The following is a 25,849-nucleotide window of genomic DNA, read 5'->3' as shown; positions in this document are numbered from 1 at the left end:
AGGGGGCTCGCACCGCAGTGCGAAGCACGGAGGTTACCGAATGAGCCACGAGAAGTACGACCGCCTGATCGAGGTCGCGAAGGCCCTCGACACCATCCCCACCGCCGTGGCGCATCCTTGCGACGCCAGTTCGCTGTCCGCCGCCCTGGATGCGGCGCGGCTGGGCCTGATCCGGCCGATCCTGGTCGGCCCCCGCGCCAAGATCGAGGCGGCGGCCAAGGAATGCGGCCAGGACCTGGGCGGCTTCGAGATCGTCGATGCGCCGCACAGCCACGCCGCCGCCGCCAAGGCGGTCGAACTGGTGCAGTGCGGCCAGGCCGAGGCGCTGATGAAAGGCAGCCTGCATACCGACGAACTGATGGCCGCCGTGGTGCGCAAGGACACCGGCCTGCGCACCGCGCGCCGCATCAGCCATTGCTTCGTGATGGACGTGCCCGGCCATGACGACGCACTGATCATCTCCGATGCGGCCGTCAACATCGCGCCCTCGCTGGAGGAGAAGGTCGACATCGTGCAGAACGCGATCGACCTGGCGCACGCGCTGCGCCAGGACGAGGTGCGGGTCGCGATCCTGTCGGCGATGGAGACGGTCAATCCGAAGGTGCCGTCGACCGTCGAGGCCGCGGCGCTGTGCAAGATGGCCGACCGGGGCCAGATCACCGGCGGCATCCTCGACGGACCGCTGGCGCTCGACAACGCCATCGACATGGCAGCCGCGGGCATCAAGAAGATCGTCTCGCCGGTGGCCGGCCGCGCCAACGTGCTGATCGTGCCCAACCTCGAAGCCGGCAACATGCTCGCCAAGAGCCTCAGCTTCCTGGCGCAGGCCGATTCCGCCGGCATCGTGCTGGGGGCGAAGGTGCCGATCATTCTCACCAGCCGGGCCGACTCTGTGACCGCGCGGCTGGCCTCCTGCGCGGTCGCCGTGATGGTCGCCCACGCCCGGCGCGAGAGCGCGGCGAAGGCCATCCAATGAGCCCCCGCCCGGCCGCTCCGAAGGGGGCTCGCACCGCAGTGCGCAGCACGGAGGTTGCCTCATGACCGACGCGATCGTCGTCCTCAATGCCGGCTCGTCGAGCCTGAAGTTCTCGGTGTTCGCGGGCGCGGACGACCTGCCGTTCGTGGTCGGCGGCCAGGTCTCGGGCCTCTACACCGCGGCGCCGCGTTTCGTGGCGAAAGACACCGGCGGCAACGCGATCGCCGAGAAGCGCTGGGACGCCGAGGCCCGGCTCGACCACCACGGCGCGATCGGGCACATCGTCGAATGGCTGCGCGCCACCTACGGCCACGAACACCACCTGAGTGCGGTCGGCCACCGCGTCGTGCACGGCGGCATGGACTTCGCCGCGCCGGTACGGGTCGACGGCGACATCGTGACCCGGCTCGAAAAGCTGATCCCGCTCGCGCCGCTGCACCAGCCCCACAACCTGGCGCCGATCCGGGCGCTGCTGCAGCAGGCGCCCGGCCTGCCGCAGGTGGCCTGCTTCGACACTGCCATGCACCGCTCCAACCCGGCGCTGGCCCAGATGTTCGCGCTGCCGAAGGCGCTTTCCGATGCCGGCGTGCGGCGCTACGGCTTCCACGGCCTTTCCTACGAATACATCGCCTCGGTGCTGCCGCGCTTCGACGAACGCGCCGCGCGCGGCAAGACCGTGGTGCTGCACCTCGGCAACGGCGCCAGCATGTGCGCCCTCGACGCCGGCCGCAGCGTCGCCAGCACCATGGGCTTCACCGCCGTCGACGGGCTGCCGATGGGCACGCGCTGCGGCGCGCTCGACCCCGGCGTGATCCTCTACCTGATGGACGAGCACGGCATGGACACCCGCGCCGTCGAGAAGCTGATCTACAGCCAGTCCGGCCTGCTCGGCGTCTCGGGCGTGTCGAGCGACATGCGCGAACTGCTGGCGTCCGACCAGCCGCAGGCCCGGGTGGCGGTCGACCTGTTCGTCTATCGCATCGGCCGCGAACTCGGCTCGCTGGCCGCGGCCCTCGGCGGGCTCGACGCCATCGTCTTCACCGCCGGCATCGGCGAGCGCGCCAGCGCCGTGCGCGAGCGCATCTGCGCCCAGGCCGCCTGGCTCGGCATCGCGCTCGATCCCGAGGCGAATGCCCGCGGCGGCCCCCGCATCAGCACGCCGGACAGCCGCACCGCCGCCTGGGTGATCCCGACCAACGAAGAACTGATGATCGCCCGCCACACGCGCGATCTTCTCGCCTGAGGACCGACGCCATGCCGCCACCGCACAACCCCGTCCTCGCCGGCATGAAGGCGCTGGTGGTGGGGGTCGCCAACGAGTACTCCATCGCCTACGGCTGCGCCAATGCCTTTCGCAGCCTCGGCGCCGAACTGGCGATCACCTACCTGAACGAGAAGGCGCGGCCGCACGTCGAGCCCCTCGCCAAGGCGCTCGACGCGCCCATCTTCATGCCGCTCGACGTCGAGCAGCCGGGGCAGCTCGAGGCCGTGTTCGACGCCATCGCGAAGCAGTGGGGCCGGCTCGACATCCTGGTGCACTCGATCGCCTTCGCGCCCAAGGCCGACCTCCAGGGGGGCCTGCTCGACTGCTCGGCCGAGGGCTTCCAGCGCGCGATGGATGTCTCCTGCCACTCCCTCGTTCGCATGGCGCGGCTGGCGACGCCGCTGATGACCGAGGGCGGCACCATGATCGCCATGAGCTACCTCGGCGCGCAGAAGGTGGTGCCCAACTACAACGTGATGGGACCGGTGAAGGCCGCGCTGGAGGCCGTGTGCCGCTACCTGGCGTACGAGCTAGGCCCCAAGGGCATCCGTGTGCACCCGGTGTCGCCGGGCCCGCTCAAGACGCGCGCGGCCTCGGGCCTGAAGGATTTCGATCTGCTGCTGAACGAGGCCGCTAGCCGGGCGCCGGTGGGCGAACTGGTCGACATCGACGACGTGGGCTTCGCCTGCGCCTACCTGGCGACGCCGTACGCGCGCAGGCTGACGGGACAGACGCTGTTCGTGGACGGCGGCGTGAACATCATGGGCTGAGGCCGCGCGCCGCGCTCAGGGCTGGCGCGCAGGCGCCGCATACCACTGGTCCTTGTCGACCACGACGGCCCGGTCCGGCTGGCCGAGGAAATGCGGAGACATGATCTGCACGCCGTAGGCATTGAACTCGTCCTGGATGCTCGCATGCAGGACCGACAGGATCGGAACGCGCTCCAGCGGATTGTCGATGCTGACGAACAGCTCGTACTCGACATAGAAGTCCGACAGCGCGCGCTGGTAGACGTAGGGCACGGGCGTGGCGCGCACGCCGGCGGTCTTCTTCGCGGCGCCAAGCAGGAGTTCGTGGACCTGGCGCCAGGGCGCGTCGTAGCCGATCGTGATCCGGGTGGTGAGCAAGGTGCCCTGGCTGCCTGCGAGCTTCGAAAAGTTGTGGATCGGATTCGAGATCAGCACCGAATTCGGAATCGTGATCTCCTCGTTGCGCACGTTGACGATCTTGGTCGCCAGGGAGGCCACCTCGGTCACCACGCCCTGCACGCCGTTGACGTCGACGAAGTCGCCCTTGTGCAGCGAGCGCGAATAGACGACGACCAGCCCGCTCATGGCCTGGGTGACGAGCCCTGACGAGCCGAGCGTGACCATCAGGCCGAACAGCACGGAAAGTCCCTTGAACACGTCGCTGCTCGAGCCCGGGAGAAAGGGATAGGCGATGGCGACACCCAGCGCCCAGGTCAGCAGGGTGAAGATCCGGCGGGTGGCGGGCACGGTCTCCGCGTGGACCATCGGCAGGCGCAGCCGGCCCTTCTGCAGCGCATCGAAGAAGTAGCCGAGCACGTCGACCGCGGCGCGCGTCAGCATCAGCACGATGAAGACGGTGACCAGGCCGGGCAGGCTGTCCAGCGAGCCCTCGGCCAGCCATTCGACCTTGCCCAGGAGCCAGTTGCCCAGGCTCTTGGCGATCGGCTCGGTGGCGACGAAGCTGTCGAGCACGAAGTACACGTAGAAGTAGCCGATGGCGAGCAGGACGACCCACTGCACGATCTGCAGAATCCCGACGGCGAGCCGGGCCAGGAACTCGCGCCAGTCGACGTAGGGAAAGCGTCCGGCCAGCACGTCGCGCTTTTTTTCCATCCATTCGACCGCCTTGGCGCTGACCCGATAGACGATCCAGATCAGGGCGCCGAGCACCAGGGTGGCCACCAGCGTGCTCAGCAGCCCTTGCAGCAGCAGCGGCTTGCTGCGCGCCTGGCGCCAGGCGGTGCGGACCTCCTCCAGCCGCGCCCGCGTCTGCAGCACCAGCGCGTCGAAGCCCTGCTTGGTTTCGATGTCGGCGTCGCCTTCGAGCACCGAGAAGAGTGGCAGGTCGCCGAGCAGGAACTGCACGCCGTTCACCCCGCCGAGGTTGAACTGGATCTGGTTCAGCGGCAGGTCCACCGCCTCGTCCGGCAGCGTCCCGATCCGCTCGCGGGCGCGCTGCACGCGCGCCTGCGGGGTCAAGCCGGCCAGGCGCGCGCGCATCGTCAGCACCTCGCGATTCAGGATGCGCAGGGTGGCGGGCTCGTCGACCTGATCGGCCACGACCGCGCCGGAGGTCGGCGGGTGGGTCGTGGCTGCCGTGTCCGCTGCCGCGCCGGCAGCGCCCAGCGCGAACAAAGTGCCCAGCAGCATGATCGCCAACGTCCGGTTCATGCGTCCCATGGTGTTTCCTCTCGCACGCGAAGGCGCCCGGCCGGGCAGGCCTGCCGCCTCAAGTCGGACCCTGCTCGAGAAGCTTCGTGAATCGATCCGATCGAACCACCGCGTCGGCCAGGGCGGCAAAGTCTGCCAGATCCGCGGGGCAGCGGGCGAGGCCGGCGCATTCGGCGCTGCCGCCGCGCGGGGCCCAGATCTGCCGGGTCGACAGGAGGTAGACGCCGTAGGTCGCCTGCAGGTCGCCCTGCCCGACGCCGCCGAGTTCCTTCTGGACCGTGTAGGCGGTCAGCGCGGCGTTCAGCACGACCGAGGCCTCGATGAGCGCATCGCGGTAGCCCGGACAGCGGGTGACCTCCGGTCCGAGGATCGCCTGGACCCGGGTCGCCGACGCGTGGACGACGATCAGCAGGCGATCGAGGATCGCGCGCAGGGAATGGTCCGGGGCCAGCGAGATGTAGGTCGCCGGCTGGAGGAAGGCGTCGACGGCCGCCGACACGGCGCCGCAGCCGCTGTGGCCCAGGACCACGACGAGCTTGAGGCTGTCCCCCAGGTTGTCGGCGGCGTATCGCAGGCTGCCCAGCACTTCGCCGCCCAGACCGTTGCCCGCGACCCGGACGACGAAAAGATCGTTCGGCCCTTCGTTGAAGATCAGTTCGATCGGCACGCGGGCGTCGGAGCAGCCGAGCACCGCCGCGTAAGGGCGCTGCTTGGGCGGCCCATGGTCGCCGGGCAGGATGCCGAGGTCGCGCGAATCGACAGCGATGACCCGTCGCGCCATGCCGCTTCCCGACACCAGGCTGTCGAACAGCGTCGCGAAGGCCCGGTTGCCCTCGTCGAGGCGCCGGCATGCCTCGTCTGCATCCGATGGCCGCGGCCGCGAGACCGTGCTGTCGGCGTCGTACCGGTAGGTGATCTCGACTTGCCTCATCGGGTCTCCCTTGGCGAACGAACATGGCGGCCGGGCGGGCTTCGATTCTAGGCGGGGGGACTGGCCCGTGCACGCCGCGCCGGCCGGTCGTACCATTCTCTTTCGCATCCCCAGGAGGCCGCCGCCTTTAGATGACTAAGGTTGTGGAAATTTTCGACTAAGGCCGTGCGAGTCATGGGTTTTTGGCGAACTTTGACATCATGAATGTTGCTCGGGAGCCAAAGACACCTCCTCGGGCCGGCGTTGCGCCAGCACTTGCAGCTGCGGTTCGTCGCCTGACCGATCCGGCCCGCGCCCGGCGCGCCCGAATGCCGCGCGCTCAACCTACCTTGTCGTCCCCGCGCGAGGCGCAGCACGCCGCAGAGTCACAACTGCTTCGCCACCGTCACCGGAGGGTGGGAAGTCCCTTCGTATTCGCGGTAGGCGCCTCGCGCACCCCCTGTACACAAGCGGTACGCGCTGGGTGGCTTGCCGGGCTTCTTCCTGTCCGTGCGGGTGCTCTCGCGTCTGTTACGACGCCGCTTCGCAGAAAAACTGCAGCGCCGACACGTCGGAGGTCACATGCGCTTCTTCGGCGAGCAGGCCCCCTCGATGCGCAGGCGTCAAGGCGCACACCAGCGTCGAGTGCCGAATGCCTTAGAGTCAGGAAAGGCTGGCCGGCCCAGCATGCCTGCATCTGGTAGCGGCAGCCCCTCGTGCCGCCTGCGCGAAGGCGTCGATGCGGCCCTGGTCCGCGATCACCGAGTTCGAACTGGCGAGCTCTTGCCCATCCAATCGACAAGAAACGGCCACCCATGGGTGTTCTTGCTCATTGCTTTGTCTGCGGCGGTTGCTTCATGCCACGTCGCGCAGTTCGCGGCGCAAGATCTTGCCGACCGTGGACTTGGGCAAGGCCTCGACGAAACGCACGATCCTGGGCACCTTGTAGGCGGTGAGCTGATCGCGGCAATGGGCGATCAGCTCGCTCTCGCCGAGTGCGACGTTCGCCGCTCTGACCACGAACAGCTTGACCGCCTCGCCCGTCTTCTCGTCCGGCACGCCCACGCATGCGCATTCGGCGACACCGGCGCAACTCGTGGCCACGGCTTCGATCTCGTTGGGGTAGACGTTGAACCCGGAGACGATGACCATGTCCTTCTTCCGGTCGACAATCTTCAGGAACCCTTGCGCGTCGAAGATGCCGATGTCGCCGGTGCGGAAGTAGCCGTCGGCGGTGAATGCGGCCGCGTTGGCCTCGGGCTGCTGCCAGTAACCGCTCATCACCTGCGGGCCTCTGGCGCAGATCTCGCCGGCCTCGCCGATGCCGACTTCGCACCCGTTGTCATCCAGCAGCTTGATGTCGGTCGAGGGCATCGGCAACCCGGTGGTGCCGGTGAATTCGTTCACTGCGGCCGGGTTGAAGGTCAGGATCGGAGAGGTTTCCGACAGGCCATAGCCTTCGCGGATGAAGGTTCCGGTGAGCGCTCTCCACTTGTCGGACACCGCACCGATCACGGCCGCGCCGCCGCCGGCGGCCAGGCGCAGGTTGGACCAGTCGACCTCCTTGCCTCGGGGGTGGGCGACAAGCCCGGCGTAGAGCGTGTTGACGCCGATGAAGATGCTCGGACGCGCTTTCTTGAGCGTGTCGAGCAAGCTGTTGAAGTCGCGGGGATTGGGCACCAGCCAGTTGTCGGCGCCGACGGAGAAGTAGCTGATGAAGTTCACCATCAGCGCGAAAATGTGATACAGGGGAATCGCCGTGACGACGACCTCCTCTCCCGGGCGCAGGACGGAGGGCATGAAGGCCTTGAACTGCTCGGTGTTGGCCACCAGGTTGCGGTGCGACAGCGCCGCCCCCTTGGACAGGCCGGTCGTTCCGCCGGTGTACTGCAGGAACAGAAGGTCGTCGCCATCGACATCGACCGATGTGAAGGGCAGTCCGGCGCCTTCGGCCAGCGCATCGGTGAAGGCGACGGCGCCCATCAGGCGCCCGTCCACCGGCGGGCTCGGCAAGGCTACGCCGCTGCCGTCGCCCAGGCCGACGGTGACGATGGTCTTGAGCCGGGTCCTGGCCACGACCTCGGCCACGGTAGCGGTGACGCCGCTGAAGACCACAAGGGTCTCGACACCGGCATCGTTGAGTTGGTGCTCGAGTTCGCGCGGCGTGTACAAGGGATTGACGTTGGCCTGCGCGGCACCGGCGCGGATGATGCCGAGGAAAGCGATCGGAAAGGCCAGCAGGTTGGGGGTCATTACGGCGACGCGGTCGCCCTTCTTCACACCGAGCTTGCTCTGCAGGTAGGCTGCGAAGTCGCGCGAGAGCCGATCGAGGTCGGCGTAGCTCAGCGTCTGGCCCGCGCAGCGCATCGCCGGTCGGTCGGCGAAGCGCTTCATGGCCTGGTCCATCATGTCCACCACCGAGCGATAGGCGTCGGGATTAATTTCATTCGGCGTGCTGCCGTAGCTGGCCTGCCAATGCCTTTGGGTCGTCGTCATGCCCTGATTCCAGGGCGGGACCGAGGATGCGGCGGCCCGCACGATGTTCTGGATGGAGTTCACCAGGTTGTCTCCTTGGCTGCAATTTCGCGGGCCGGGTCCTGTGTGTGAACGCCGGGACTCTGTGAGGTGCGATTGTTCCGGCGGGGACCGATTGAGTCCAATGCATAGTTGACCCAGAATCAATGCACTGGATGCAATTGAAAGAGAGGCTGCATGGACCTCAAGCGCGGGACCCCATCGCCGCGGTCGCAGACTGGCGAAGCTTGATACGTTCAGCAGGCCCACGTCGCCGGACGATATGTCCAGGTCATACGGAGCCTCGTCAGCAAGCGTTGATGGGCGATCAAAACGCGCAAGGCCGACCCGTCTCTATTCGGCCTGAAAGCCGGACAATTTGATGATTGGCGCCCAGCGGGCCACGTCTGCCTCGACGATGGCCGCGAACTCGTCGGGCGACGTCCCGGTCGGCTCGACCCCCAGGTTGATCAGCCTCTGCCGTGTCGCCGCCGACCGCACCGTCGTGACGAGCGCCGCCGACCATTCATCGATGATCGCCCGCGGTGTGCCGGCTGGCGCGAAGATGCCAACCCAGCCGCTGGCCACGATGTGCGGATAACCTTGCTCGGCAAACGTCGCCACTTCAGGAAGTTGGGAAAGCCGCTTCTCGCCGGATGTTGCAAGGATACGGATGCGCCCGGCGCGGTGCAGATCGATGAGATCGGAAACCACTGAGATACCGCAAGGGATGGTGCCCTCGACGAGATCCACCTTCAGGGCCGCGGGGCCTTTGTATGGCACATGCGTCATGTCGATCTCGATCCCCTTGGCGACCATCACGCCGAGAAAATGGGGCAACGTTCCCGCACCCGGAATTCCGTAGAATCGTTGGGACGGATTCTTCTTCAACCAGTCGACGAGTTCTGCGACGGTCCTCGCGGGGTGTGCGTTCGGTACAGCGAGGGCCAGATCGTAGGTCGCGATCTGCGAAATGGGTGCGAAATCACGCGATGTGTAGCGGACTTCCTTGAAGGATAGCGGCGCCATGACCGGCACCACGATCGGGAATTGCGCGATCGTCGTGCATGCGCCTGGTGCGCGCGGCCTAGTCTGGCCTCGCAACTCCCGGACCTTAGCCGGGAAACATTTCGGCGATTGCCCGTGAAAGAGCATCGAGGGACGTGGCGGCGATTTGCTTCGCCGAGGCGTCCCACCCGCTCTGAATGCCGATAGCTGTGTAGTCGAAGCTATCGTTAGCCTCGTCCATCCAGAGGCCGAAGACGGGGCCACCGCTCATGCCCGAGATGCTCTGCAGCCCCGCGGATGTCCATCCCAATTCTGAAAGGGTGCCATAGTGACGCTTGAGCGGATGGCGGAGCGCGGGTGAGACGCTCGCCTCTGCGATGCCAAAGGCAGGAATCACATAGAGGTTCTGCTTGAGACTATGGTCAAAAACTCTCGTGGTTTCCTCAGGAATTCCGGTCAGGTAGAGGCACGTACACGGCGTCTGCGACAACCTCAAGAAGTCGGCGCCTAGGTCGAGTGGAACGATGCCATTCGCAGACAGTGCTCGGCGATGGAATGGGGCCAGCCGTGTCGCTGCCAAGTCGAGGCCGCTCGGATCCTGGGGGATCGAAGAGCATCAGCCAATCATCGGCCCGAAGGTCAATTGGAACGGTACGAAGGTGAGGCCCACCGGCGAAGGCATCATTCAGGTCGCACCCTTGGACGTCCAGTCCGTTCTCAATTGCCTCGCGCCAGTTTGCAATGTTGTGGCCAGCGGTCGAAAGGTGCCACTGGTCATCGGCCGCGAAAAGGAAAGCCGAGTAGCTCGCCTTCATCCGCGTCTTGTTTGGCCACTCGCCGTAGAGCACCAGGCTCACGAAGTGGCGACCGAACAGGCGGGTCAGACCAAGATCGGTGTCAGAACGGAGCATTCGCGAATCGTGCATTGCGCGCTGAATGATAGCCGCGCTGTCAGTTGCCTCTGGGGTGAATTGAGGGCCATCTGACTGGATGCGCTGGCCAGGCTGAAACCGGCGGCGGCTGAACGGTCGCTGAACGCCGCCAGCGATACGATCGTGGCCATGAACCACCTGCGGCACATCTCGGTCTTCGTAGACGAGCCGGTGCCCGGCCACTTTCATTGGGTCCTGCACGAAGGCTCCCCTTCCTCGGTCTGGATCGACATCGCTGACAGCGAGCAGTCCTACACCTCGTGGACCGAGGCCTTCGAAGCGGGCACCGTAGCCCTCTACCGCATGGTGCCGGACGAGCGCGGCGGGCCGCGCGCCCCTGGCGAGGATGAGGACGCCGATCCGACCGCCTATCGAATCTAAAGGCGAAGCGACGGAGCACCTAAGCCGGACGATCGGTGACTTAAGTCCGCGAGCGCGGGATTGACCGTGTCGCCAGGTGTTCGCAAAAGCGGCAGGGCCACGCAACAATGCAAACGATGGACCCGACAGCCCTTTCCGACGACGAACTTTTCCGACACTGCCAAGAGCTTCGGGTGCAAGCGACGCGAGGTGATCAGAACGCTATGCATGAAGCCCGTATCTTGGAAGCGGAAGCCAGACGGCGATTTCACGCCGCCACCACCATTGCCGCACCGCTGGCGGCACTGCCTATAGGCCGGCGACCATGGTGGCGGTTTTGGTAACTGGTGCGATCGACCTTGAGCCGCCCACACTTGCCCACGACCAGCGCATCTATAACCTCCGGTCAACGGGCGAATGAATCACGCGATTCCTCCAAGGATTCATAGATCGCGGCCATCGAGGCTATCATCGCGAAAGCGTCATTCGATCACCCAACCCCGCTTCGGCGGGGTTTGCTTTTTGGCGATTCCACTACTAAGCAGAAAGCATGCAGAGACCACCGCAACGCCATGGACGCGAACGCCCATGCGCCGACTTGGGCGTTCTTCGTGCTGAACTGACAACATGAGAGTACTAGTCTGCGGCGGACGCGACGACGACGATTCGGCGTTCATCGTGAACGTCCTCGACCGCGTTCATGCCCGCCAACCCGTCACGCTCCTGATCGAAGGCGGTGCGACGGAAGTAGACAATCTCGCACGCCGATGGGCCATCGCACGAGGTATCGAGGTTGCCACGTACCGCGCAAACAGGGATCGCTATCAGCACCGCGCTGTGCCCATCAGAAACGCTCAGATGCTGCGCGAGGGTCGCCCGGAGCTCGTGCTCGCGTTCAAGGGTGGTCGCGGGACTGCGCACATGGTCACGATTGCTACGGCAGCGCTCGTGCCGGTGTTGAAGACCTGGCGGCTCGCGAATCAGGCAGGGCCCAATTGAACAACACTCCCTCACCGCGCACCAACAACTCGACTGCACGGGATTCTCTGACCTTCCCCGAACTCCGCATCACAGGGCCCGGGTCTGCTCCGTACAAACTCGGGGAGCCCATGCATCTCTATGATGGTGAGACACATGTCGGCACCATCGGGGCAGTGACCGTATCACCCGGTGGGCGCGAGGTCCACCTGGACCGCTTCGTGCCTTCAGCCATCGCAATGCGGCATGGATGGGCGTCGAGGAAGATTGTGCTCGTTGAGGTAGTCGCATTCTTGGCTGAGCATTTCGCGACAGTACCAACGATCAGGGTCTCGTTGAATTCGCCCATAGAAAGTCACGACGACTTTCTTAAGGTCGCGAGGGATCGTGCCCGGCACCTACATCAGATCGGTGCCCAACAGATCGACATCGTCCCCAGCCTCGCGCCGTCAAATCGGGGCAATTTCACGGTTGCCGGGGTCTGGAGGCGCAACCCGCAAAGCCTCAAGACCCTCCATGCTGCTCTGCGACACGAACGCGAAGCACACCGGTCTCGGAGGGCGGCTGCGGGCACGTTCAGAGGCGGCCTAGCCATACTCAGCGCCCGGATCAGACGCCTACTTTCCGGATAGAAAAACTATCGGCGGGGCCCGCGGTCGATTCAATGGTCGAAGGCTGAACGGCCGCTGAACAGCCGCAGGGCTACGATGCGACCATGACCCACCTGCGGCACATCACCGTTTTCGTCAACGAGCCGGATCCGGGTCACTTCCACTGGGTCCTCCACGAGAGCCGAGAAGATGCATCGGTCTGGGTCGATGTCGATTCGAGCGTTCTGTCATTCCCCACATGGATAGAGGCTTTCGAAGCTGGCTGCGTCGAGCTCTTCAAGCTGGTGCCAGATGAGCGCTCCGGGCCGAGGGCGACCGGCGAGGACGAAGACGCCGACCCGGTCGGCTCTTGAATCTCAGGGAATAGTGACGGGCTCACTGGAGCCGCGTCATCGGAAAGGGCTGTCGGCTGCGATTTCACTTCCGAGCGATTGAGCGCCGCGCTCGACCCTCCAAAAGTGAAAAAGTCACCGTTGGCTAGGTCTTCTCATAGTCTGCTTCCCCCCAGCATGGTCTGGTGACTTCATGGTGTGTTTTCTCAAGAGGGAGCCGCCACGGGTCGAAGTCTCAAGTTGAGGCGCGCTGCTCGTCAGCGCTTCAGCGCTTCGCCGCTACGGCTTGCCAGAGCGGTTCGAGCTGCGTGCGCTCCTTGGCGAATCGCAGGGCCAAGCGGTGTCTCTCCTCTTCCATGGATTGGATGAATTTGCTCTGCGCCCGGACACCGGCTTCGTTCTCCTCGAGCTTCTCGCGCAAGGCCGCCGGTGCCATAGCGCGGTCTCCACGATAGAACTCGAGTTCCTCGTCGAGCCTTTGCCGGTCGATCTTCAACGCTGCGAGGTACTGCCTGGCGACTTGGGCGGTCTGGTCGATGTTCGCCAAGGCATCGTCGCGCTCCCTGTCGTGGACGCGAGAGTCCGGATAGCGTACCAAGAGGGCTCGCTCTCTCCGGCGTTCGCCCGCGCGGTCGAGGGCAGCCCGTTCGGCCCGGAGATCTTGATTCTGGCGAGCGGCAAGTTCCAAGTCCGAATAGGTTGGACCGACTGTGCGCAAGACGCCACCGGATTTGCGTAACTCCTGCTGGTTCCTGTCCGCGCAATCTGCAATCGGTCGGTCTGAAGTCAACGCGCGACCGTGAGCGTCTTTGCAGGCATAGACCCGAGGGGGTGACTGGGCATCTGCATTGGAGCTGAGCGAGACCAGAACACAACAGGCCAATGCTGCGACTCTTGCTCCCATCAGCTTCATCAAAGCCCCACCACAACCTTGAGGGACCAAACGAAGGCCGTCACCAAGGCAATGATCAACGCACACGCGAGCCACACACCAAAGCCTTCGACCGGCCGCTTGGGCCGAAGGGTGGCGCGCCGCTGTGAGGACGGGCGACTTTCCCGCTCAGGCTTGTCGGTCCACCAACCCAGGTTCGTGTCGTACTGTGTCTCGTCCATGTAACCGATTGTAGTTACATGTAGTACTTTGGTTTATGTATTTTTTCACGAAATGCGAGTTGGACGGGAACCGTTAAAGCTACTGGGGTTACCCGATCTCTCAGATCATGACCGGATCTACTTCATCAAGAAACTGAGTCCTGTCGTCTGTCGTACGGCGGCTTCCTTTGGACCGGCGGGACGTAGCGATGCAAGCGCACTTTGCCGTTGTCCTTCCGCCGGCTACGGGCTCACTGCCAGGGCGCGCTGTCCTCCAAGCAGGGCCTGTGCGCGCCTGCACGACCGTGCCGTCGCCTTTGCGCACCATCGAGGAAGCCCCCAAGAGGCCAGAATCATGCCAACAGACCCCAGCACTCCGGTTTCCGATAGTCACGCGCTCGCATATTGCGGGTTCCGCTTTGAGCTACGAGCCGAACCCCCGCGCGGCGGCTATCAACCGATCGTCGTTCTTGTTCAAACTCCTGCGGATGAGGAAGCGACGCAGCTGCCCAACTACACCGCAGAGCAACAGGCGATGCGCTGGGTTCATGACCAACCCGGCGATGGGCAGGCCCGAACTTTGAGTAGCGCTCGCCGAGCGGCGCGGCGGGAGAGTTGTGCGAGGCACGCTTAATCGGCGGACCCTGGCTCGGCCGCGTCGCCTACCGAAGAGGCGGCGCTGGTGGGTGTCAGCCTTGAAACTCGTGAAATCGGCAACGCAGGCTCAGCAGGAAATCTACCATTTGCCACTCGACCGAGGGCGGCGATCGGCGACACCCATCCACTGAAATCATATTGCGGTCCCCGGCTGGACGCAGTAGAAGTGTCTCATCGCTCTAAGGGGAGAAAGACATGCTGGCAGCTGAGTGTGCATGGGCTGTACTGCGCGCCGAGCACGCGCGTATACGTGAGCTGCTCAACCTCGTCAACGACGCACTGAACGACGGAGGTTGGGTCTGCAGCGGCCCCCAAGCGAAGGCGCTTTTCGCGCTTATCGAGCGCCTGCAGGTGTTCGATCACGCCACGCACCGGCCCAAAGGCGTGGTTCTGGTGCAAACGCTGCGCGGCAGATCGGTGGAGGCCGACGACCTGCTGATCCGCCTCGAATCCACACGCGATCGCTGCGATGACCTGCTCCTGCAGGCCACGGCCAAATTGAAGGCCGCGGCCTCGGGCGCGGCCTCGGGCGCGGCCAGCGTAGCTGACGGCGTAGGAGCGCTGCTGCACGAGCACCGCAAATTGATGCTCGTCCATCTAGACGAAGAAGACTCCCTGCTGCATTCGCAGACAGCCGCGCACCTGACGCGAGCAGAATGGGCAGCGGTAGCATCCTCGATCTCGGTGGCCATGGGCGGAGCCAAGGCTTGATCCCGGATGCGTGCCGGTCGTCCGCGTGTTTCGGCACCACCCGCTTGGCCATGGCCTAGCCCAAGGAACGCGTTGCTCAACCTCTGCATCTACACGCGCAGCGGCGCGCAGTGCCGTTGGTTTGTGATCCTGAAAGCTGGCGGATGACCGGCGGCGCCCTTTTTCTGCTGGCTGCGTTCTCCTTCAAAGGCGCATGTGCGGGAGGGGGCCCCCGTCCGCACGCAAAGGGCAATGACTCAGTTCAAGGCATTGCAGTCATAGCCCCCCGCTCGCCCTCTAGCCAACTTGCATTCGAAGAGTTGAGCGTCTGCTCTCTCCGCCATCGAAATGGGAGCTCGGGCCCTGAAAAGACTTTCGAAATTGAGGACCGAGAGTCCGAAGTGCGCCGAGAAGCGGACTTCGACAGCTACGATCTAAGGCTGCCAGTTGGGCCGGCTGAGGCCGGCCAGGCGTGGCGCTCCTTAAGGTTTTCAAAGGAAACGAGTTCGCCGGCGATCGCGCTCGCGGCCACGGTCGGCGGACTCGCGAGCCAGACCTGGCCGGGGCCGCCGCGGCCAGGGAAGTTGCGGTTGATCGCGCTCACCGTGACTTGGTCGATGCGGGTCGACCCCCCCGGGCCACAGTTTCCGCAAGCTCCGCACGAAGGCTGGAGCATGCGCGCGCCAACTTTCTCGAACGCGTCCATGTAGCCCTGGGCGACACAGTGGTCGCGCACGGCCGTTGTGCCGAACTGCAGGAACAGCTGCACGTGCGACGCAACCCTCAATCTACGGTCGGCAGCCCAGCGCAAGACTGCGTGGTAGCGGTCGAAATCCTCGCGTTTGCCGGCGGTGCACGAGCCGCCATAGGCGATGTCGATGCGTACTGGCGGCACGTCGGCCAGCGGAAGTCCGTTGCCGGGGTCCCCGGGGCGGGCGACCATCGGCGGCACGACAGCGCAGTCGACGTGAAGGGTCTCGGTGTAGGTGGCGCCCTTGTCGCTGTGCATCCAAGGTTCGAGCGTGATCTTGACGCCGCGGCGCTCACGCAGGAAGCGCAGGGTTTCGGCGTCAGGCGCGACGATGCCGGTGAAGCCGCCGAGTTCGGCCGTCATGTTGGTGAGCGTGGCGCGCTCGTCGGTGGATAGGCCGGCGATCGCATCGCCGCAGAACTCGAACACCTTGCCGACGCCGCCTCCGCGGCGGATGAACGGCAGCGCCAGCAAGTGCAGCGCGATGTCCTTGGCCGTCACGCCCGCCGGCACGCGGCCGTCGAGCACGATGCGCAACGATTGCGGCACCGTCAGTCGCACCGCTCCGGTCACGAATGCGTTCGCCATGTCGGTCGTGCCGACACCGAAGGCGACGCAACCCAGCGCACCGCTGTGCGGCGTGTGCGAATCGGTGCCGACAACCAGTTGGCCCGGCAGCGCGTAATGCTCAGCCACCATCGCATGCGAGATGCCCGCCACATTGCTGCCGTTGTCGGAGGCCGCCTCGTCCTCGTTCAGCGTGCGATGCGTACGCAGCGCGTAGTCGGCCGCGAACGCGCGCTGCGCCTCGACCATGCGCTGCACGTTGGGCACGAGGCCGCCACTCACATGCGCAGGGCTTTCCTTCACGTAGGAGGTGTGGTCTTCGAACACGATGATCGAAGCCGGGTCGCGCAGCGCGAGGGGTCGGCCGAAGCTCGCGTGCAGCATGTGCGCGGCCATGCCGGTGTAGTACTCATGGATGAATCGCCAGTCGGCCCGCACGAAGGCGCCGTCGCCCGGCGCAGGATGCGCCTCAGTCAGTTCGGTGGCCAGCGCGTGGCGCGCCACGATCTTCTCGAACAGCGTGCGCGGACGCCCGCCCGCCGCGCCGGCCACGGTCGTGATCGCCCGCATGTGCTGCTGGCCAAAGCGCAGCAATCCGCCGCTGCGAAGGATTGCCGCCGCCAGCGCATCGCGGCCGGCCACGAGTTCGTCGAGCGGAATCGCCTCGCCCGACTGGATGCGCGCGACCAGTCCGAAGTCGGTCGAAGTGAACAGGCCGATGTTGTCGGCGTTCTGGCGGTAGATGCGCTCGAAGCTTTCGGCGATCACGAGTCGCACGCCGGCGAGCTTCTCTGCGGCCGGACTGTGCTCGCGCGAGGAGCCCTTGCCGTAGCGCTTGCCGGCGACCACCACCTCGATGCGATGTCTGCGGATGGCGTCGGTGCCGATCGGCGCGGCGTCACCTGCCCGAAAGCCGGTATAGGGATAGCGGCCGAGCTTGTCGTCGTAGTGCGTGAGGATCGGCAGCGGCGTGATTTCATCAGTCGATACGTCGTCCCGCAGCGGGAGCGCCGCATCGAGCGGGATCGCTTCGCCCCGGAGGCCGCGGCGCACCACCTCAGGCGATTGGCTCAGGAAGAGCACGACCGGCGCGAGCTTAAGTGACCCCCTGCTGGCTGGTGAGGAACTGGCTGGCATGTCCGGATTCTCCCGTGGCGGGCGCGAGCCTACTGGGGCTCGATCCCTGCCTTCTTTACCAAGCTCGCATACTTTGCCAGCTCGCTCTTGAATTCAGACTGGGCCTGGGCGGAGGTGCCGATACGGATGGTATTTCCCTGCTTGGCCATCGCGTCCATGACAGCCGGATCCGAGAACGCTGCCGCCACGGCGTCGTGCGCCTTCTTGACGCTGTCCGCCGACATGCCCTTGGGTCCGATCACGGCGAACCAGGCGTCCACCACGAGATTGGGCAACCCCTGCTCAACGAAAGTCGGTATCTCCGGCGCGGCAGGAGTGCGCTGGGCCCCAAGTGTGCCGATGGCGCGCAGCGCGCCGCTCTTGATGTGCGACTGGACACTCGGCAATGCAGCGGTGCCGAATTCGACCTGCCCGCCGATCAAGTCCGTGACCATCGGGCCGACGCCCTTGTAGGGAATGTGCTTGGCCGTGACGCCGGCCTGCTCGAGGAAGAGTTCGGTCGCCAAATGCAGGATGGTGCCGTTGCCGCCGGACGCGAAGTTCAGGGCACCCGGCTTGCTCTTGAGCAGCGCGATGAACTCCTTGCTGTTCGTCGCCGACACCTTGCCCGGATTGACCACCAACACCATCGGCGTTGCGCCGATCACTGCGATGGGTGTGAAATCGCCGGGCATGTCGAAGGGCACCGACTTCAGCACACTCGGAAGGATGACCACGTTGTTGGACACGATCGACAGCGTGTTGCCGTCGGGGGCCGATCGCGCCAGTGTCTGCAGTCCAACCACCCCGCCTGCTCCGGGCTGGTTCTCGACCACCACGGCCGCGTTGAGCGCCTTCGACAATGCCGGCTGGGCAGCGCGCGTGATGGCGTCGACGCCCGAACCGGTTGCGTTCGGAAGAATGAAGCGGACCGTGCCGGACTGTGCGCTCGCGGTAACGTGCCATGCGCCGGCAGCGATCGCGGCCAATGCGGCCAGTATCGAGCGGCGCGAGAAGCTTTGCGTTGAGATCATTGGTTGTCTCCATGAATCTTGGGAATGACGTTGTGGCTCTATGCGACCACGTTTCTAGACCGCATGCCCTCCATTTCGTCCGGGCCGAAGCCCAGTTGTCCGAGCAGTTCTGTAGTGTGCTCCCCCAGCCTCGGCGGACTCAAGCGTATGCCGAGCCGTTGACCTTCCAGCGTGATCGGGAACAGCGCGGTCTTGACCGTCTCACCGGCTCGCGGGCCGTCGGACAGGCGCATGTCCGCGAGCCCGCCGGTGGCGAGCAGGTGCTCATCGTCGTACAGGTCTTCGGGCTTGCGAATTGGGGCGAAGGGCAAACCGGCCTTTTCCATCACCTGCGCAAGCTCACCGGCGCTTCGATGCGCAATGCGATCGCCGATCGCCTTCAACAAGCGCGGCCGGTGCGCGACCCTCTCGTTGTTAGTCGCCAGTGCTGGCTCGGCCTTGAGATCCTGGAAGCCCAAGGCTTCGCAGAACGTCGACCATTGCGCATCGCTCACCGCGGCCAGGAAGATCTGTTCGCCGTCCTTGACCGTGAAGACGTCATAGACCGACCAGGGGTTGTCTCGCGCAGGCATTGGTGCCGGATGCTTGCCAGTCACGGCGAACTGCAGCATGTGCTGCCCCATCAGGAACACGTTGTTCTCGTACAGGGCGGATTGCACCTCCATGCCCCGGCCCGTGATGCCGCGCTGGATCAATGCGCCGAGGACGGCGATGGCGCCGAATAACCCTCCCATGATGTCGTTCACGCTGGTGCCCGCGCGTAGCGGATCGCCGGGCCGACCGGTCATGTAGGCCAGGCCGCCCATCATCTGCACCACTTCGTCCAGCGCCGTTCGATGATCGTAGGGGCCCGGCAGGAAGCCCTTGTGGCTTGCATAGATGATGCGTGGATTGACTTTGGAAAGCGATGCGTAGTCCAGCCCGTACTTCGCCATAGTGCCTGGCTTGAAGTTCTCCGCCACCACGTCGGCGGTCGCGGCAAGGCGCCGCGCGGTCTCCGCGCCTTCCTCGGTATGCAAGTCGATGCCGATGCTTTTCTTGTTCCGGTTGAACATCGGGAAGAAGCCGGCGCCGGCGCCCAGGAGGCGACGGCTGTGGTCCCCGGCGACTGGCTCGATCTTGATCACTTCCGCGCCGAGGTCGGCCAGCACCATGCCGCATGTAGGCCCCATCACCATGTGGGTGAACTCAATGACTCGGAGGCCCCTCAATGGCTGCGCGACTTGCGTTGCTTCGCTCATGCGTTCTGCTCCTGTTTCATTGTCTTCGGAAGCCCGGCGCGCCAGAGCGTGCCGTGAAAGGTTTCGCCCTCCAGCCAGTGTTCGATCTTGCGGCGAAGGGCCAGCAGGGCGTCGAAGTCCTGGCCGGTCTCGATGCCCATGCTGGCTAGCATGTAGGCGACATCTTCGGTCGCCACGTTGCCGCTGGCGCCCGGCGCGTGCGGGCAGCCGCCGATACCCGCGATGCAGGCATCGAAACGCGTGATGCCCAACTCCAGCGCCGCATAGACATTGGCCAAGCCAAGGCCACGCGTGTCATGGAAGTGACCACAGTTGAGCTTGTCGCCAGCGACCGGTAGCACGGCCTCGAACAACGAACGCACCATGCCGGGATCGGCATAACCCACCGTGTCGGCTAGGCCCACGGCATCAGCGCCAACATCGATGGCCGCCTTGACCAGTCGCACCACCTCTTCAGGCTCCACCCGTCCCTGAATCGTGCAGCCGAAGGCCGTGCTGATGCCCACCTCGATCTGCGTACGGGATCCTTTGGCGTCCCGCGCATCCACGATGCGCGCGATGTCTTCGACAACTTCGTCGGGTGTCTTGCGCAGATTGGCGAGGCTGTGCGCGTGGCTGGCCGACAGAGGCAACAGCATGAACTCCGCCTCGCATTCCATCGCCCGCTCGGCCCCTTTGAGGTTGGGCACCAGCACCGACGCCCTGAGGCCGGGCAAGGTCCTGGCAAAGGCGAGCACCTCGGCCGTGTCGGCCAGTTGCGGCAACAGTCGCGGCGGCACGAAGGAGCCAACCTCGATCTCGCGCTGGCCCGCCGCGTAGGCGTCGCGGATCCATTCGAGCTTGGCTGCTGTCGGGACCACGCGGGCGATGCTTTGCAGGCCGTCGCGCAGGCCGACCTCGCGAATCACGGCGTGCCGTGGCAGTTCGGTGGAGGGAATCATTGCTGTCTCCTTGTTCGCCAGGCACGGCTTGCACCTGACCCTTGCACAAGTCTAGAATTTCCCGATCGATAAATCTTCGACATTTCGGAACTCTGCAGTTCCAAACTGGAATACCTTGCGAGACCTCGACCTCACCACGCTGCGCCTGTTCGTCGCAGTCTGCGAAACGGGCAACATGGCCCGCGCCGGCGAACGGGCCCACATCGTCGGTTCCGCCATCAGCAAACGATTGGCGCAGCTGGAAGACCAAGTGGGCACGCCGCTTTTGCTGCGCAAGCGCCATGGCGTGGTCCCTACGCCAGCCGGCAACACTGTGCTAGAGCACGCCCGCGGCATGCTTGACGGCGCGGCACGCATTGCGCGCGATATGGAAAGCTATGTGGCCGGAACACGCGGCAAAGTCCGCGTCCTGGCGAGCGTATCGGCCATGACGGAGTCGCTGGCCGAAGATGTCGCGGCGTTTCTCCACATGCCGGCGCATCGGACGACGCAAGTCGATCTGGAGGAAAGGATCAGCCCGGAGATCGTACGCGGAGTGCGCGAAGGATTGGCGTCGCTGGGCGTGTGCTGGGATGCTGTCGACCTCGGCACGCTGCAGTCCCGCCCCTATCGCAGCGACCATCTCTGTGTCGTCGTACCGCAAGACCACGTGCTCGGGCAACGCAAGCGGCTGCGATTCGAGGACACGCTTGCCTTCGAGCAGGTCGGCTTGCCGGTCACCAGCGCCGTCCAACAGTCGCTTCAACGCGCTGCCGCGGAACTCGGTCACACGTTGGTAAACCGCATCGTCGTCAGCAATTTCGAAGCCGCTCTGCGCGTCGTGTCGGCGGGCCTCGCCATCAGCCTTGTGCCCAGAGAGGTCGTCGGACGGAAAGACGCGGCTCACGCGGTGCGCATCATTCCGCTAGCGGAGTCATGGGCCGAGCGCCGATTCGTCGTTTGCTTTCGCAATGCCTCCGAGCTCTCGCCCTCTGCGCAGTTGCTGGTTGAGCACCTGGTTGCCCGAGCCAGCTGATTGGGCGCACCCACGGCGCGGGGCTCGCAGGCCGCGATGAGCCTGCAGGAGGCCGTGCTCCTGTCGAAGAACGAGGCGGATTGCCTCGCTCCTCAACATAGACAGGGGCGCAACGTTTGACATCCACCGCAGCCTCAACGGCGGGCTACCGCGCGAGCGGTTTCGTCCCCTGGCCGGGACTGCCTGCTCGCCAAGCTCGCCTATAGCGGTCGTTGGCCAACCGCGCGATCACGCCGAAGGTCAGGTGTCAGGCACGGCCGCGAATTGGTGCTCGCGGCCATCAGCAGTCGGTCGCTCCGTCACCAAGCTATGTCAGCTTCAGGTGAAACCGGTAGCCGCCCGGCGCGACGGCTGCGCTGCATACGTGGCAGTACCAGCTTTGGACAGTCAGGTTTTGCCGCCGGACAGCACGCTCCCGCCATTGCTGTCGACAGGTGACTTGCCGAAAATTGCATACCAGCTCTGTGGGAGTGATGGCTTCGTCGAGGTAGTCCCGTCACTAGACTGGCAACACCGAACAAGACGAGCGCGCTTTGCGCCGGAATGGAGACCATGAACGACCTGACCCAACTCAACTACGAGCTGAACAACTTCGTAGCCACTCTCACGCTCAACAGCCCGCCGGTGAACGCGCTCACGCGCACGCTCAACGACGAACTCACGCTGGCGCTCGATCGCATCTCCGAGATGGACGATGTGCGCGTCGTCGTGCTGACCGGCGCGGGCAAGGTGTTCTGCGCCGGCGCCGACCTCAAGGGTCGCGCTTCGGTCATCAAGGGCCCAGGCGACCTGCCCGCACACTCGAGGCGGACGCGCGAATGCTTCCATGCGATCCGCGAATGCGCCAAGCCGGTGATCTGTGCGATCAACGGCGCCGCGCTGGGCTCGGGTGTCGCGATGGCCGCCTCCAGCGACATCCTGATCGCTTCGGACAAGGCTTCGCTTGGCCTGCCCGAAGTCGATGTCGGACTGCTCGGCGGCTGCCGCCACGCGATGCGCCTTTTCAGCCACTCCCGGCTGCGTCGGATGATGTTGACCGGCATGCGCGTGCCAGGGGCTGAGCTCTATCGCCTCGGCATCGTCGAAGAGTGCACGACGCCTGAGGACTTAATGCCCAAGGCGCTGGAGATCGCGGCCACCATCGCGTCCAAGAGCCCGGTGTCGACACGCATGGGCAAGCACACGCTGAACGTGATCGAGGACATGAGCCTGCGCGATGGCTATCGCTACGAACAGGACATGACGGCGCTGATCGGCAAGACCGCTGACGCCAAGGAAGCGCAGCGGGCGTTTGCGGAAAAGCGCGCGCCGGTGTTCACGGGACGCTGAGCCATGGCGTTCGTTGACTCACGCCTGCGTCCGGGCAACCCGCACCCGACTCGCCGCGGAATGCTGCTGGCCTGCGGGTCGGTCGGGCTTTCGGCGCTGGGTTTGCCTACCCATGCGGCCGGGTATCCGGACAAACCGATCCGCCTCGTCGTGCCATTCCCCCCAGGTGGCGCGACCGATCTGATGGCACGTACCATGGGCCAGAAGTTGGCAGAACGACTCGGCCAGGCCGTGATCATCGACAACCGCGCCGGTGCTGGCGGCGGCATCGGCGCCGAAGCGGTAGCGACTGCGGCACCAGATGGCTACACGCTTCTGTTCGCCACCATGGGTTCGCTCACCATCAACCCGAGCCTGTACAAGAACCTGCGCTATGACCCGGCCAAGAGCTTCGAGCCCATCACGCTGACGCACAACACGTCGAACCTGCTCGTAGTCAATCCGGACGTGCCCGCCAAGTCGGTGGCTGAACTCATCGAACTTGCGCGCAAGAGGCCCGGCGAGTTGACCTTTGCATCGGCGGGCAATGGCACGACCAGCCACCTGTCCGGCGAACTCTTCAAGAGCCTGGCCAAGGTCGACCTGACGCACGTCCCCTACAAGGGGAGCGCGCCTGCGATGACCGACTTTCTCGGCGGCCGCACGTCAATGATGTTCGACACCGCGTCGAACTTCGTCGAATACGTCAAGACCGGGAAGGTGCGCCCGCTGGGGCTCACCGGCCGCAAACGCCTGCCGACCCTGCCGAACGTACCAACCATCTCCGAGACACCCGGCATGGGCAGCTACGAGATGTCGCTCTGGCTCGGCGTGCTCGCGCCCGCCGGCACGCCCGCCAACATCGTCGCGAAGCTGCACGACGAGATCGGCGCAGTCATGTCTTCCCCTGACATCGTCCGGCAGATGGCCGACGCCGGCATCGAAGTCCGTCTCAGCTCGTCGAAGGAATTCGCGGAACTGATTCGCGCGGACACAGCGAAATGGTCAGAGATGGTAAAGCGCTCCGGCGTGCGCCTCGACTGATTTCCGATCGCCAGCCGCCTCGTCATATGCGAGACGGCTCCTTTCCATCTGCAGCGTTCTAAATCTTGAACAGCAAGCGGTCAGGACCGGACGCGGCCCTCAAGACCGAAGGACACACCATGTTTGCCGAACCCTCCCCGGAGACTTAGGACCTGTGCTGCAGCGCATGCTCAGTTCTTCGACCAGCACATCTATCCCAACGAGGGGCGCTACTACGAGGAGATGGATGCCTTCCGACGGTCGGGTAATGCCTGGCAGGTGTCGCCGCTAGTCGAAGAGCTCCAGCCGCTCGCGCGCGCCGGCGGCCTCTGGAACATGTTCCTGCCGCACGAGTATCGCGGCGTGCCGGGCATCTCGAACCTCGACTACGCGCCGCTGTGCGAGGTCATGGGGCGTGTCTCGTGGTCGGGCGAGGTGTTCAACCGCTCGGCGCCCGACACCGGCAACATGGAAACCATCGAACGCTACGGCACCGAGGCGCAGAAGGACCAGTGGCTCGAGCCGCTGCTCGCCGGCGAGATCCGCTCGGGCTTCCTGATGACCGAGCCGGCCGKSGCCTCGTCGGACGCCACCAACATCCAGTGCACCATCACGCGCGAAGGCGACGAATACGTCATCAACGGCCGCAAGTGGTTCTCGTCCGGCGYGGGCAGYCCGCGCTGCAAGATCTTCATCGTGATGGGCAAGACCGACACCGAGGCGCCGCGCCATGCGCAGCAGTCGATGGTGCTGGTGCCGCGCGACACGCCCGGCGTCAGCGTGGAGATCGCCCAGGGCCGCCTGGGCCCGGGACGCATCCACCATTGCATGCGCTCGATCGGCGCCGCCGAGCGCGCGCTGGAACTGATGTGCGACCGGCTTCGTTCGCGCATCGCCTTCGGAAAGCCCTTGGCCGAGCAATCGGTCTGGCATGAGCGCATCGCCGAGTAGCGCTGCCTGATCGACCAGGCGCGATTGCTGACGCTGAATGCTGCGCACAAAGTGGACACGGTCGGCAACAAGGATGCGCGTGTGGAGATCGCCATGATCAAGGAGGTCGCGCCCAACACGTCGTGCAAGGTGGTCGACTGGGCGATCCAGGCGCATGGCGCGGCCGGCGTCAGCCAGGACTTCTGGCTGGCCGAGGCCTATGCGCATCAGCGCACTGTGCGCATCGTCGACGGCCCGGATGAAGTGCACCGCAATGCCATCGCCAAGTTGGAGTTGGTCAAACGTAGCGATCCGGCACGCGTTTGACTTCGAGAGCGGAAGTTTCACGGAGCCCTTGCGTCGGACTCCGTAGAACACCTATCAAACTCGTTCCAGGATGACCGCGATGCCCTGGCCGACGCCGATGCACATCGTGCACAGCGCATAGCGGCCGCCGCCCTTGTGCAACTGGTTGATCGCGGTGGTGGCCAAGCGCGTGCCGCTGGCGCCCAGCGGATGGCCCAGCGCGATCGCGCCGCCGTTGATGTTGACGCGCGCGTCGTCGTCCTTCAGGCCGAGCAGGCGCAGCACGGCCAGTCCCTGGGCGGCGAAGGCCTCGTTGAGCTCGATGACGTCGATCTGGTCGAGCTTCAGGCCGGTGAGCTGCAGCACTTTCTGCGTCGCCGGTGCCGGACCGATCCCCATGATGCGCGGCGCCACGCCGGCGGTCGCCATGCCGACCACGCGGGCGCGCGGCGTCAGGCCGTGCTTCGCGGCGCTGGCTTCATCCGCCAGCAGCAGCGCCACCGCGCCGTCGTTGACGCCGCTGGCATTGCCAGCGGTCACGCTGCCGTCGGGGCGCACCACGCCCTTGAGCTTGGCCAGCGCCTCGAGGCTGGTCTCGCGCGGATGCTCGTCCTTGTTGACGATGACCGGGTCGCCCTTCTTCTGCGCCACGCTGACCGGCACGATCTCGCTGTCGAAGAAGCCCGACTTCTGGGCCGCCACGGCGCGCTGCTGCGACGCCAGGGCCATGCGGTCTTGCGCCTCGCGCTCGATCTTGTAGTCGGTGGCGACGTTCTCGGCCGTCTCGGGCATCGAGTCGACGCCGTACTGCGCCTTCATGAGCTTGTTGACGAAGCGCCAGCCGATGGTGGTGTCGTAGACCGCGTTGTTGCG

23 protein-coding genes and 1 pseudogene are annotated in these 25,849 nt (G+C 65.2%); 11 read left to right on the top strand and 13 right to left on the bottom strand.

The genetic code is table 11. The features are described from left to right. Positions 1 to 40: 40 nt before the first annotated feature. From AC1DF3_RS28760 to fabI, 3 genes are all read left to right on the top strand, one after another. A complete protein-coding gene (locus AC1DF3_RS28760; protein ID WP_478141632.1) occupies positions 41 to 976 on the top strand; it encodes a phosphate acetyltransferase in 936 nt (311 codons plus the stop codon). 61 nt (positions 977 to 1,037) lie between these two features. Next, on the top strand, positions 1,038 to 2,219 hold the full coding sequence (locus tag AC1DF3_RS28755) for an acetate/propionate family kinase (protein ID WP_478141631.1): 1,182 nt from the start codon (positions 1,038 to 1,040) through the stop codon (positions 2,217 to 2,219). Between the two features lie 11 nt (positions 2,220 to 2,230). Further along, positions 2,231 to 3,010: an enoyl-ACP reductase FabI gene (fabI, locus tag AC1DF3_RS28750; protein WP_478141630.1), complete on the top strand. Its 780-nt coding sequence runs from the start codon at positions 2,231 to 2,233 to the stop codon at positions 3,008 to 3,010. A 15-nt stretch (positions 3,011 to 3,025) separates the two neighbouring features. Here the strand turns inward: fabI and AC1DF3_RS28745 are convergent, their stop codons facing one another. The 6 genes from AC1DF3_RS28745 to AC1DF3_RS28720 all read right to left on the bottom strand — a co-directional run bounded on the left by AC1DF3_RS28745 (position 3,026) and on the right by AC1DF3_RS28720 (position 10,155). Then, the gene (locus tag AC1DF3_RS28745; protein ID WP_478141629.1) at positions 3,026 to 4,660 is read right to left on the bottom strand and encodes a mechanosensitive ion channel family protein; all 1,635 of its coding nucleotides are present in this window, start codon (positions 4,658 to 4,660) and stop codon (positions 3,026 to 3,028) included. A gap of 58 nt (positions 4,661 to 4,718) precedes the next feature. Continuing rightward, positions 4,719 to 5,591: a carbonic anhydrase gene (locus AC1DF3_RS28740; protein WP_478141628.1), complete on the bottom strand. Its 873-nt coding sequence runs from the start codon at positions 5,589 to 5,591 to the stop codon at positions 4,719 to 4,721. 834 nt (positions 5,592 to 6,425) lie between these two features. Beyond that, a complete protein-coding gene (locus AC1DF3_RS28735) occupies positions 6,426 to 8,066 on the bottom strand; it encodes an AMP-binding protein (RefSeq protein WP_478141659.1) in 1,641 nt (546 codons plus the stop codon). A gap of 372 nt (positions 8,067 to 8,438) precedes the next feature. Next, positions 8,439 to 9,239, bottom strand: a complete 801-nt coding sequence (locus tag AC1DF3_RS28730) for a Bug family tripartite tricarboxylate transporter substrate binding protein (protein ID WP_478141627.1) — start codon at positions 9,237 to 9,239, stop codon at positions 8,439 to 8,441. Beyond that, entirely contained in the window at positions 9,199 to 9,588 is a 390-nt protein-coding gene (locus AC1DF3_RS28725) for a hypothetical protein (RefSeq protein ID WP_478141626.1), read from the bottom strand. The genes AC1DF3_RS28730 and AC1DF3_RS28725 overlap by 41 nt, the downstream gene beginning before the upstream one ends. 384 nt (positions 9,589 to 9,972) lie before the next feature. Then, positions 9,973 to 10,155 carry a hypothetical protein gene (locus AC1DF3_RS28720; protein ID WP_478141625.1) on the bottom strand — a complete coding sequence of 61 codons (183 nt, stop codon included), beginning with the start codon at positions 10,153 to 10,155 and terminating at the stop codon, positions 9,973 to 9,975. Between AC1DF3_RS28720 and AC1DF3_RS28715 the strand changes: the two genes are divergently transcribed. From AC1DF3_RS28715 to AC1DF3_RS28705, 3 genes are all read left to right on the top strand, one after another. Beyond that, positions 10,154 to 10,405, top strand: a complete 252-nt coding sequence (locus tag AC1DF3_RS28715) for a hypothetical protein (RefSeq protein WP_478141624.1) — start codon at positions 10,154 to 10,156, stop codon at positions 10,403 to 10,405. The genes AC1DF3_RS28720 and AC1DF3_RS28715 overlap by 2 nt on opposite strands. 606 nt (positions 10,406 to 11,011) lie before the next feature. Further along, positions 11,012 to 11,383 (top strand): DUF2493 domain-containing protein, encoded by a 372-nt coding sequence (locus tag AC1DF3_RS28710; protein ID WP_478141623.1) that lies wholly within the window; start codon positions 11,012 to 11,014, stop codon positions 11,381 to 11,383. 694 nt (positions 11,384 to 12,077) lie between these two features. After that, positions 12,078 to 12,326 (top strand): hypothetical protein, encoded by a 249-nt coding sequence (locus tag AC1DF3_RS28705; protein ID WP_478141622.1) that lies wholly within the window; start codon positions 12,078 to 12,080, stop codon positions 12,324 to 12,326. A 244-nt stretch (positions 12,327 to 12,570) separates the two neighbouring features. On the opposite strand, the gene AC1DF3_RS28700 is transcribed toward AC1DF3_RS28705, so the two are convergent. After that, entirely contained in the window at positions 12,571 to 12,852 is a 282-nt protein-coding gene (locus tag AC1DF3_RS28700) for a hypothetical protein (RefSeq protein WP_478141621.1), read from the bottom strand. Positions 12,853 to 13,217: 365 nt separating this feature from the next. Then, complete coding sequence (locus tag AC1DF3_RS28695) at positions 13,218 to 13,418, bottom strand: hypothetical protein (protein ID WP_478141620.1); 201 nt, start codon at positions 13,416 to 13,418, stop codon at positions 13,218 to 13,220. 831 nt (positions 13,419 to 14,249) lie between these two features. On the opposite strand from AC1DF3_RS28695, the gene AC1DF3_RS28690 reads away from it, so the two are divergent. Continuing rightward, positions 14,250 to 14,765 carry a hemerythrin domain-containing protein gene (locus tag AC1DF3_RS28690; protein ID WP_478141619.1) on the top strand — a complete coding sequence of 172 codons (516 nt, stop codon included), beginning with the start codon at positions 14,250 to 14,252 and terminating at the stop codon, positions 14,763 to 14,765. A 406-nt stretch (positions 14,766 to 15,171) separates the two neighbouring features. On the opposite strand, the gene AC1DF3_RS28685 is transcribed toward AC1DF3_RS28690, so the two are convergent. From AC1DF3_RS28685 to AC1DF3_RS28670, 4 genes are read right to left on the bottom strand one after another with little or no spacing between them, the layout of a single operon-like run. Next, entirely contained in the window at positions 15,172 to 17,199 is a 2,028-nt protein-coding gene (locus AC1DF3_RS28685) for an aconitase family protein (RefSeq protein WP_478141618.1), read from the bottom strand. A gap of 29 nt (positions 17,200 to 17,228) precedes the next feature. Continuing rightward, the gene (locus AC1DF3_RS28680; protein ID WP_478141617.1) at positions 17,229 to 18,212 is read right to left on the bottom strand and encodes a Bug family tripartite tricarboxylate transporter substrate binding protein; all 984 of its coding nucleotides are present in this window, start codon (positions 18,210 to 18,212) and stop codon (positions 17,229 to 17,231) included. Between the two features lie 38 nt (positions 18,213 to 18,250). Next, positions 18,251 to 19,453 carry a CaiB/BaiF CoA transferase family protein gene (locus AC1DF3_RS28675; RefSeq protein WP_478141616.1) on the bottom strand — a complete coding sequence of 401 codons (1,203 nt, stop codon included), beginning with the start codon at positions 19,451 to 19,453 and terminating at the stop codon, positions 18,251 to 18,253. After that, on the bottom strand, positions 19,450 to 20,394 hold the full coding sequence (locus tag AC1DF3_RS28670) for a hydroxymethylglutaryl-CoA lyase (RefSeq protein ID WP_478141615.1): 945 nt from the start codon (positions 20,392 to 20,394) through the stop codon (positions 19,450 to 19,452). The genes AC1DF3_RS28675 and AC1DF3_RS28670 overlap by 4 nt, the downstream gene beginning before the upstream one ends. Before the next feature lie 115 nt (positions 20,395 to 20,509). Between AC1DF3_RS28670 and AC1DF3_RS28665 the strand changes: the two genes are divergently transcribed. The 4 genes and pseudogenes from AC1DF3_RS28665 (at position 20,510) to AC1DF3_RS28650 (ending at position 24,997) form a co-directional block, all read left to right on the top strand. After that, complete coding sequence (locus tag AC1DF3_RS28665) at positions 20,510 to 21,409, top strand: LysR family transcriptional regulator (RefSeq protein WP_478141614.1); 900 nt, start codon at positions 20,510 to 20,512, stop codon at positions 21,407 to 21,409. A 552-nt stretch (positions 21,410 to 21,961) separates the two neighbouring features. Next, positions 21,962 to 22,738, top strand: coding sequence for an enoyl-CoA hydratase/isomerase family protein (locus tag AC1DF3_RS28660; RefSeq protein WP_478141613.1), 777 nt, complete (start codon positions 21,962 to 21,964; stop codon positions 22,736 to 22,738). Positions 22,739 to 22,741: 3 nt separating this feature from the next. Further along, complete coding sequence (locus AC1DF3_RS28655; RefSeq protein ID WP_478141612.1) at positions 22,742 to 23,761, top strand: Bug family tripartite tricarboxylate transporter substrate binding protein; 1,020 nt, start codon at positions 22,742 to 22,744, stop codon at positions 23,759 to 23,761. A gap of 123 nt (positions 23,762 to 23,884) precedes the next feature. Next, a pseudogene (locus tag AC1DF3_RS28650) lies at positions 23,885 to 24,997 on the top strand (acyl-CoA dehydrogenase family protein). Between the two features lie 54 nt (positions 24,998 to 25,051). Here the strand turns inward: AC1DF3_RS28650 and AC1DF3_RS28645 are convergent. Beyond that, on the bottom strand, positions 25,052 to 25,849 hold a 798-nt coding region (locus tag AC1DF3_RS28645), incomplete at its 5' end, for an acetyl-CoA C-acyltransferase (protein WP_478141611.1).

Source organism: Variovorax sp. 10N432 (genome assembly GCF_056394465.1).
The sequence above is the reverse complement of the archived record's forward strand: the minus strand, read 5'-3'. Positions and strand labels throughout refer to the sequence as shown.

Bases quoted from the DNA above. Each gene is read 5' to 3' on its own strand.
- AC1DF3_RS28760 (WP_478141632.1), top strand. From the start codon at position 41: ATGAGCCACGAGAAGTACGACCGCCTGATCGAGGTCGCGAAGGCCCTC.
- AC1DF3_RS28755 (WP_478141631.1), top strand. From the start codon at position 1,038: ATGACCGACGCGATCGTCGTCCTCAATGCCGGCTCGTCGAGCCTGAAG.
- fabI (WP_478141630.1), top strand. From the start codon at position 2,231: ATGCCGCCACCGCACAACCCCGTCCTCGCCGGCATGAAGGCGCTGGTG.
- AC1DF3_RS28745 (WP_478141629.1), bottom strand. From the start codon at position 4,660: ATGAACCGGACGTTGGCGATCATGCTGCTGGGCACTTTGTTCGCGCTG.
- AC1DF3_RS28740 (WP_478141628.1), bottom strand. From the start codon at position 5,591: ATGAGGCAAGTCGAGATCACCTACCGGTACGACGCCGACAGCACGGTC.
- AC1DF3_RS28735 (WP_478141659.1), bottom strand. From the start codon at position 8,066: ATGACGACGACCCAAAGGCATTGGCAGGCCAGCTACGGCAGCACGCCG.
- AC1DF3_RS28730 (WP_478141627.1), bottom strand. From the start codon at position 9,239: ATGCTCTTTCACGGGCAATCGCCGAAATGTTTCCCGGCTAAGGTCCGG.
- AC1DF3_RS28715 (WP_478141624.1), top strand. From the start codon at position 10,154: ATGAACCACCTGCGGCACATCTCGGTCTTCGTAGACGAGCCGGTGCCC.
- AC1DF3_RS28720 (WP_478141625.1), bottom strand. From the start codon at position 10,155: ATGGCCACGATCGTATCGCTGGCGGCGTTCAGCGACCGTTCAGCCGCC.
- AC1DF3_RS28710 (WP_478141623.1), top strand. From the start codon at position 11,012: ATGAGAGTACTAGTCTGCGGCGGACGCGACGACGACGATTCGGCGTTC.
- AC1DF3_RS28705 (WP_478141622.1), top strand. From the start codon at position 12,078: ATGACCCACCTGCGGCACATCACCGTTTTCGTCAACGAGCCGGATCCG.
- AC1DF3_RS28695 (WP_478141620.1), bottom strand. From the start codon at position 13,418: ATGGACGAGACACAGTACGACACGAACCTGGGTTGGTGGACCGACAAG.
- AC1DF3_RS28690 (WP_478141619.1), top strand. From the start codon at position 14,250: ATGCTGGCAGCTGAGTGTGCATGGGCTGTACTGCGCGCCGAGCACGCG.
- AC1DF3_RS28685 (WP_478141618.1), bottom strand. From the start codon at position 17,199: ATGCCAGCCAGTTCCTCACCAGCCAGCAGGGGGTCACTTAAGCTCGCG.
- AC1DF3_RS28680 (WP_478141617.1), bottom strand. From the start codon at position 18,212: ATGATCTCAACGCAAAGCTTCTCGCGCCGCTCGATACTGGCCGCATTG.
- AC1DF3_RS28675 (WP_478141616.1), bottom strand. From the start codon at position 19,453: ATGAGCGAAGCAACGCAAGTCGCGCAGCCATTGAGGGGCCTCCGAGTC.
- AC1DF3_RS28670 (WP_478141615.1), bottom strand. From the start codon at position 20,394: ATGATTCCCTCCACCGAACTGCCACGGCACGCCGTGATTCGCGAGGTC.
- AC1DF3_RS28660 (WP_478141613.1), top strand. From the start codon at position 21,962: ATGAACGACCTGACCCAACTCAACTACGAGCTGAACAACTTCGTAGCC.
- AC1DF3_RS28655 (WP_478141612.1), top strand. From the start codon at position 22,742: ATGGCGTTCGTTGACTCACGCCTGCGTCCGGGCAACCCGCACCCGACT.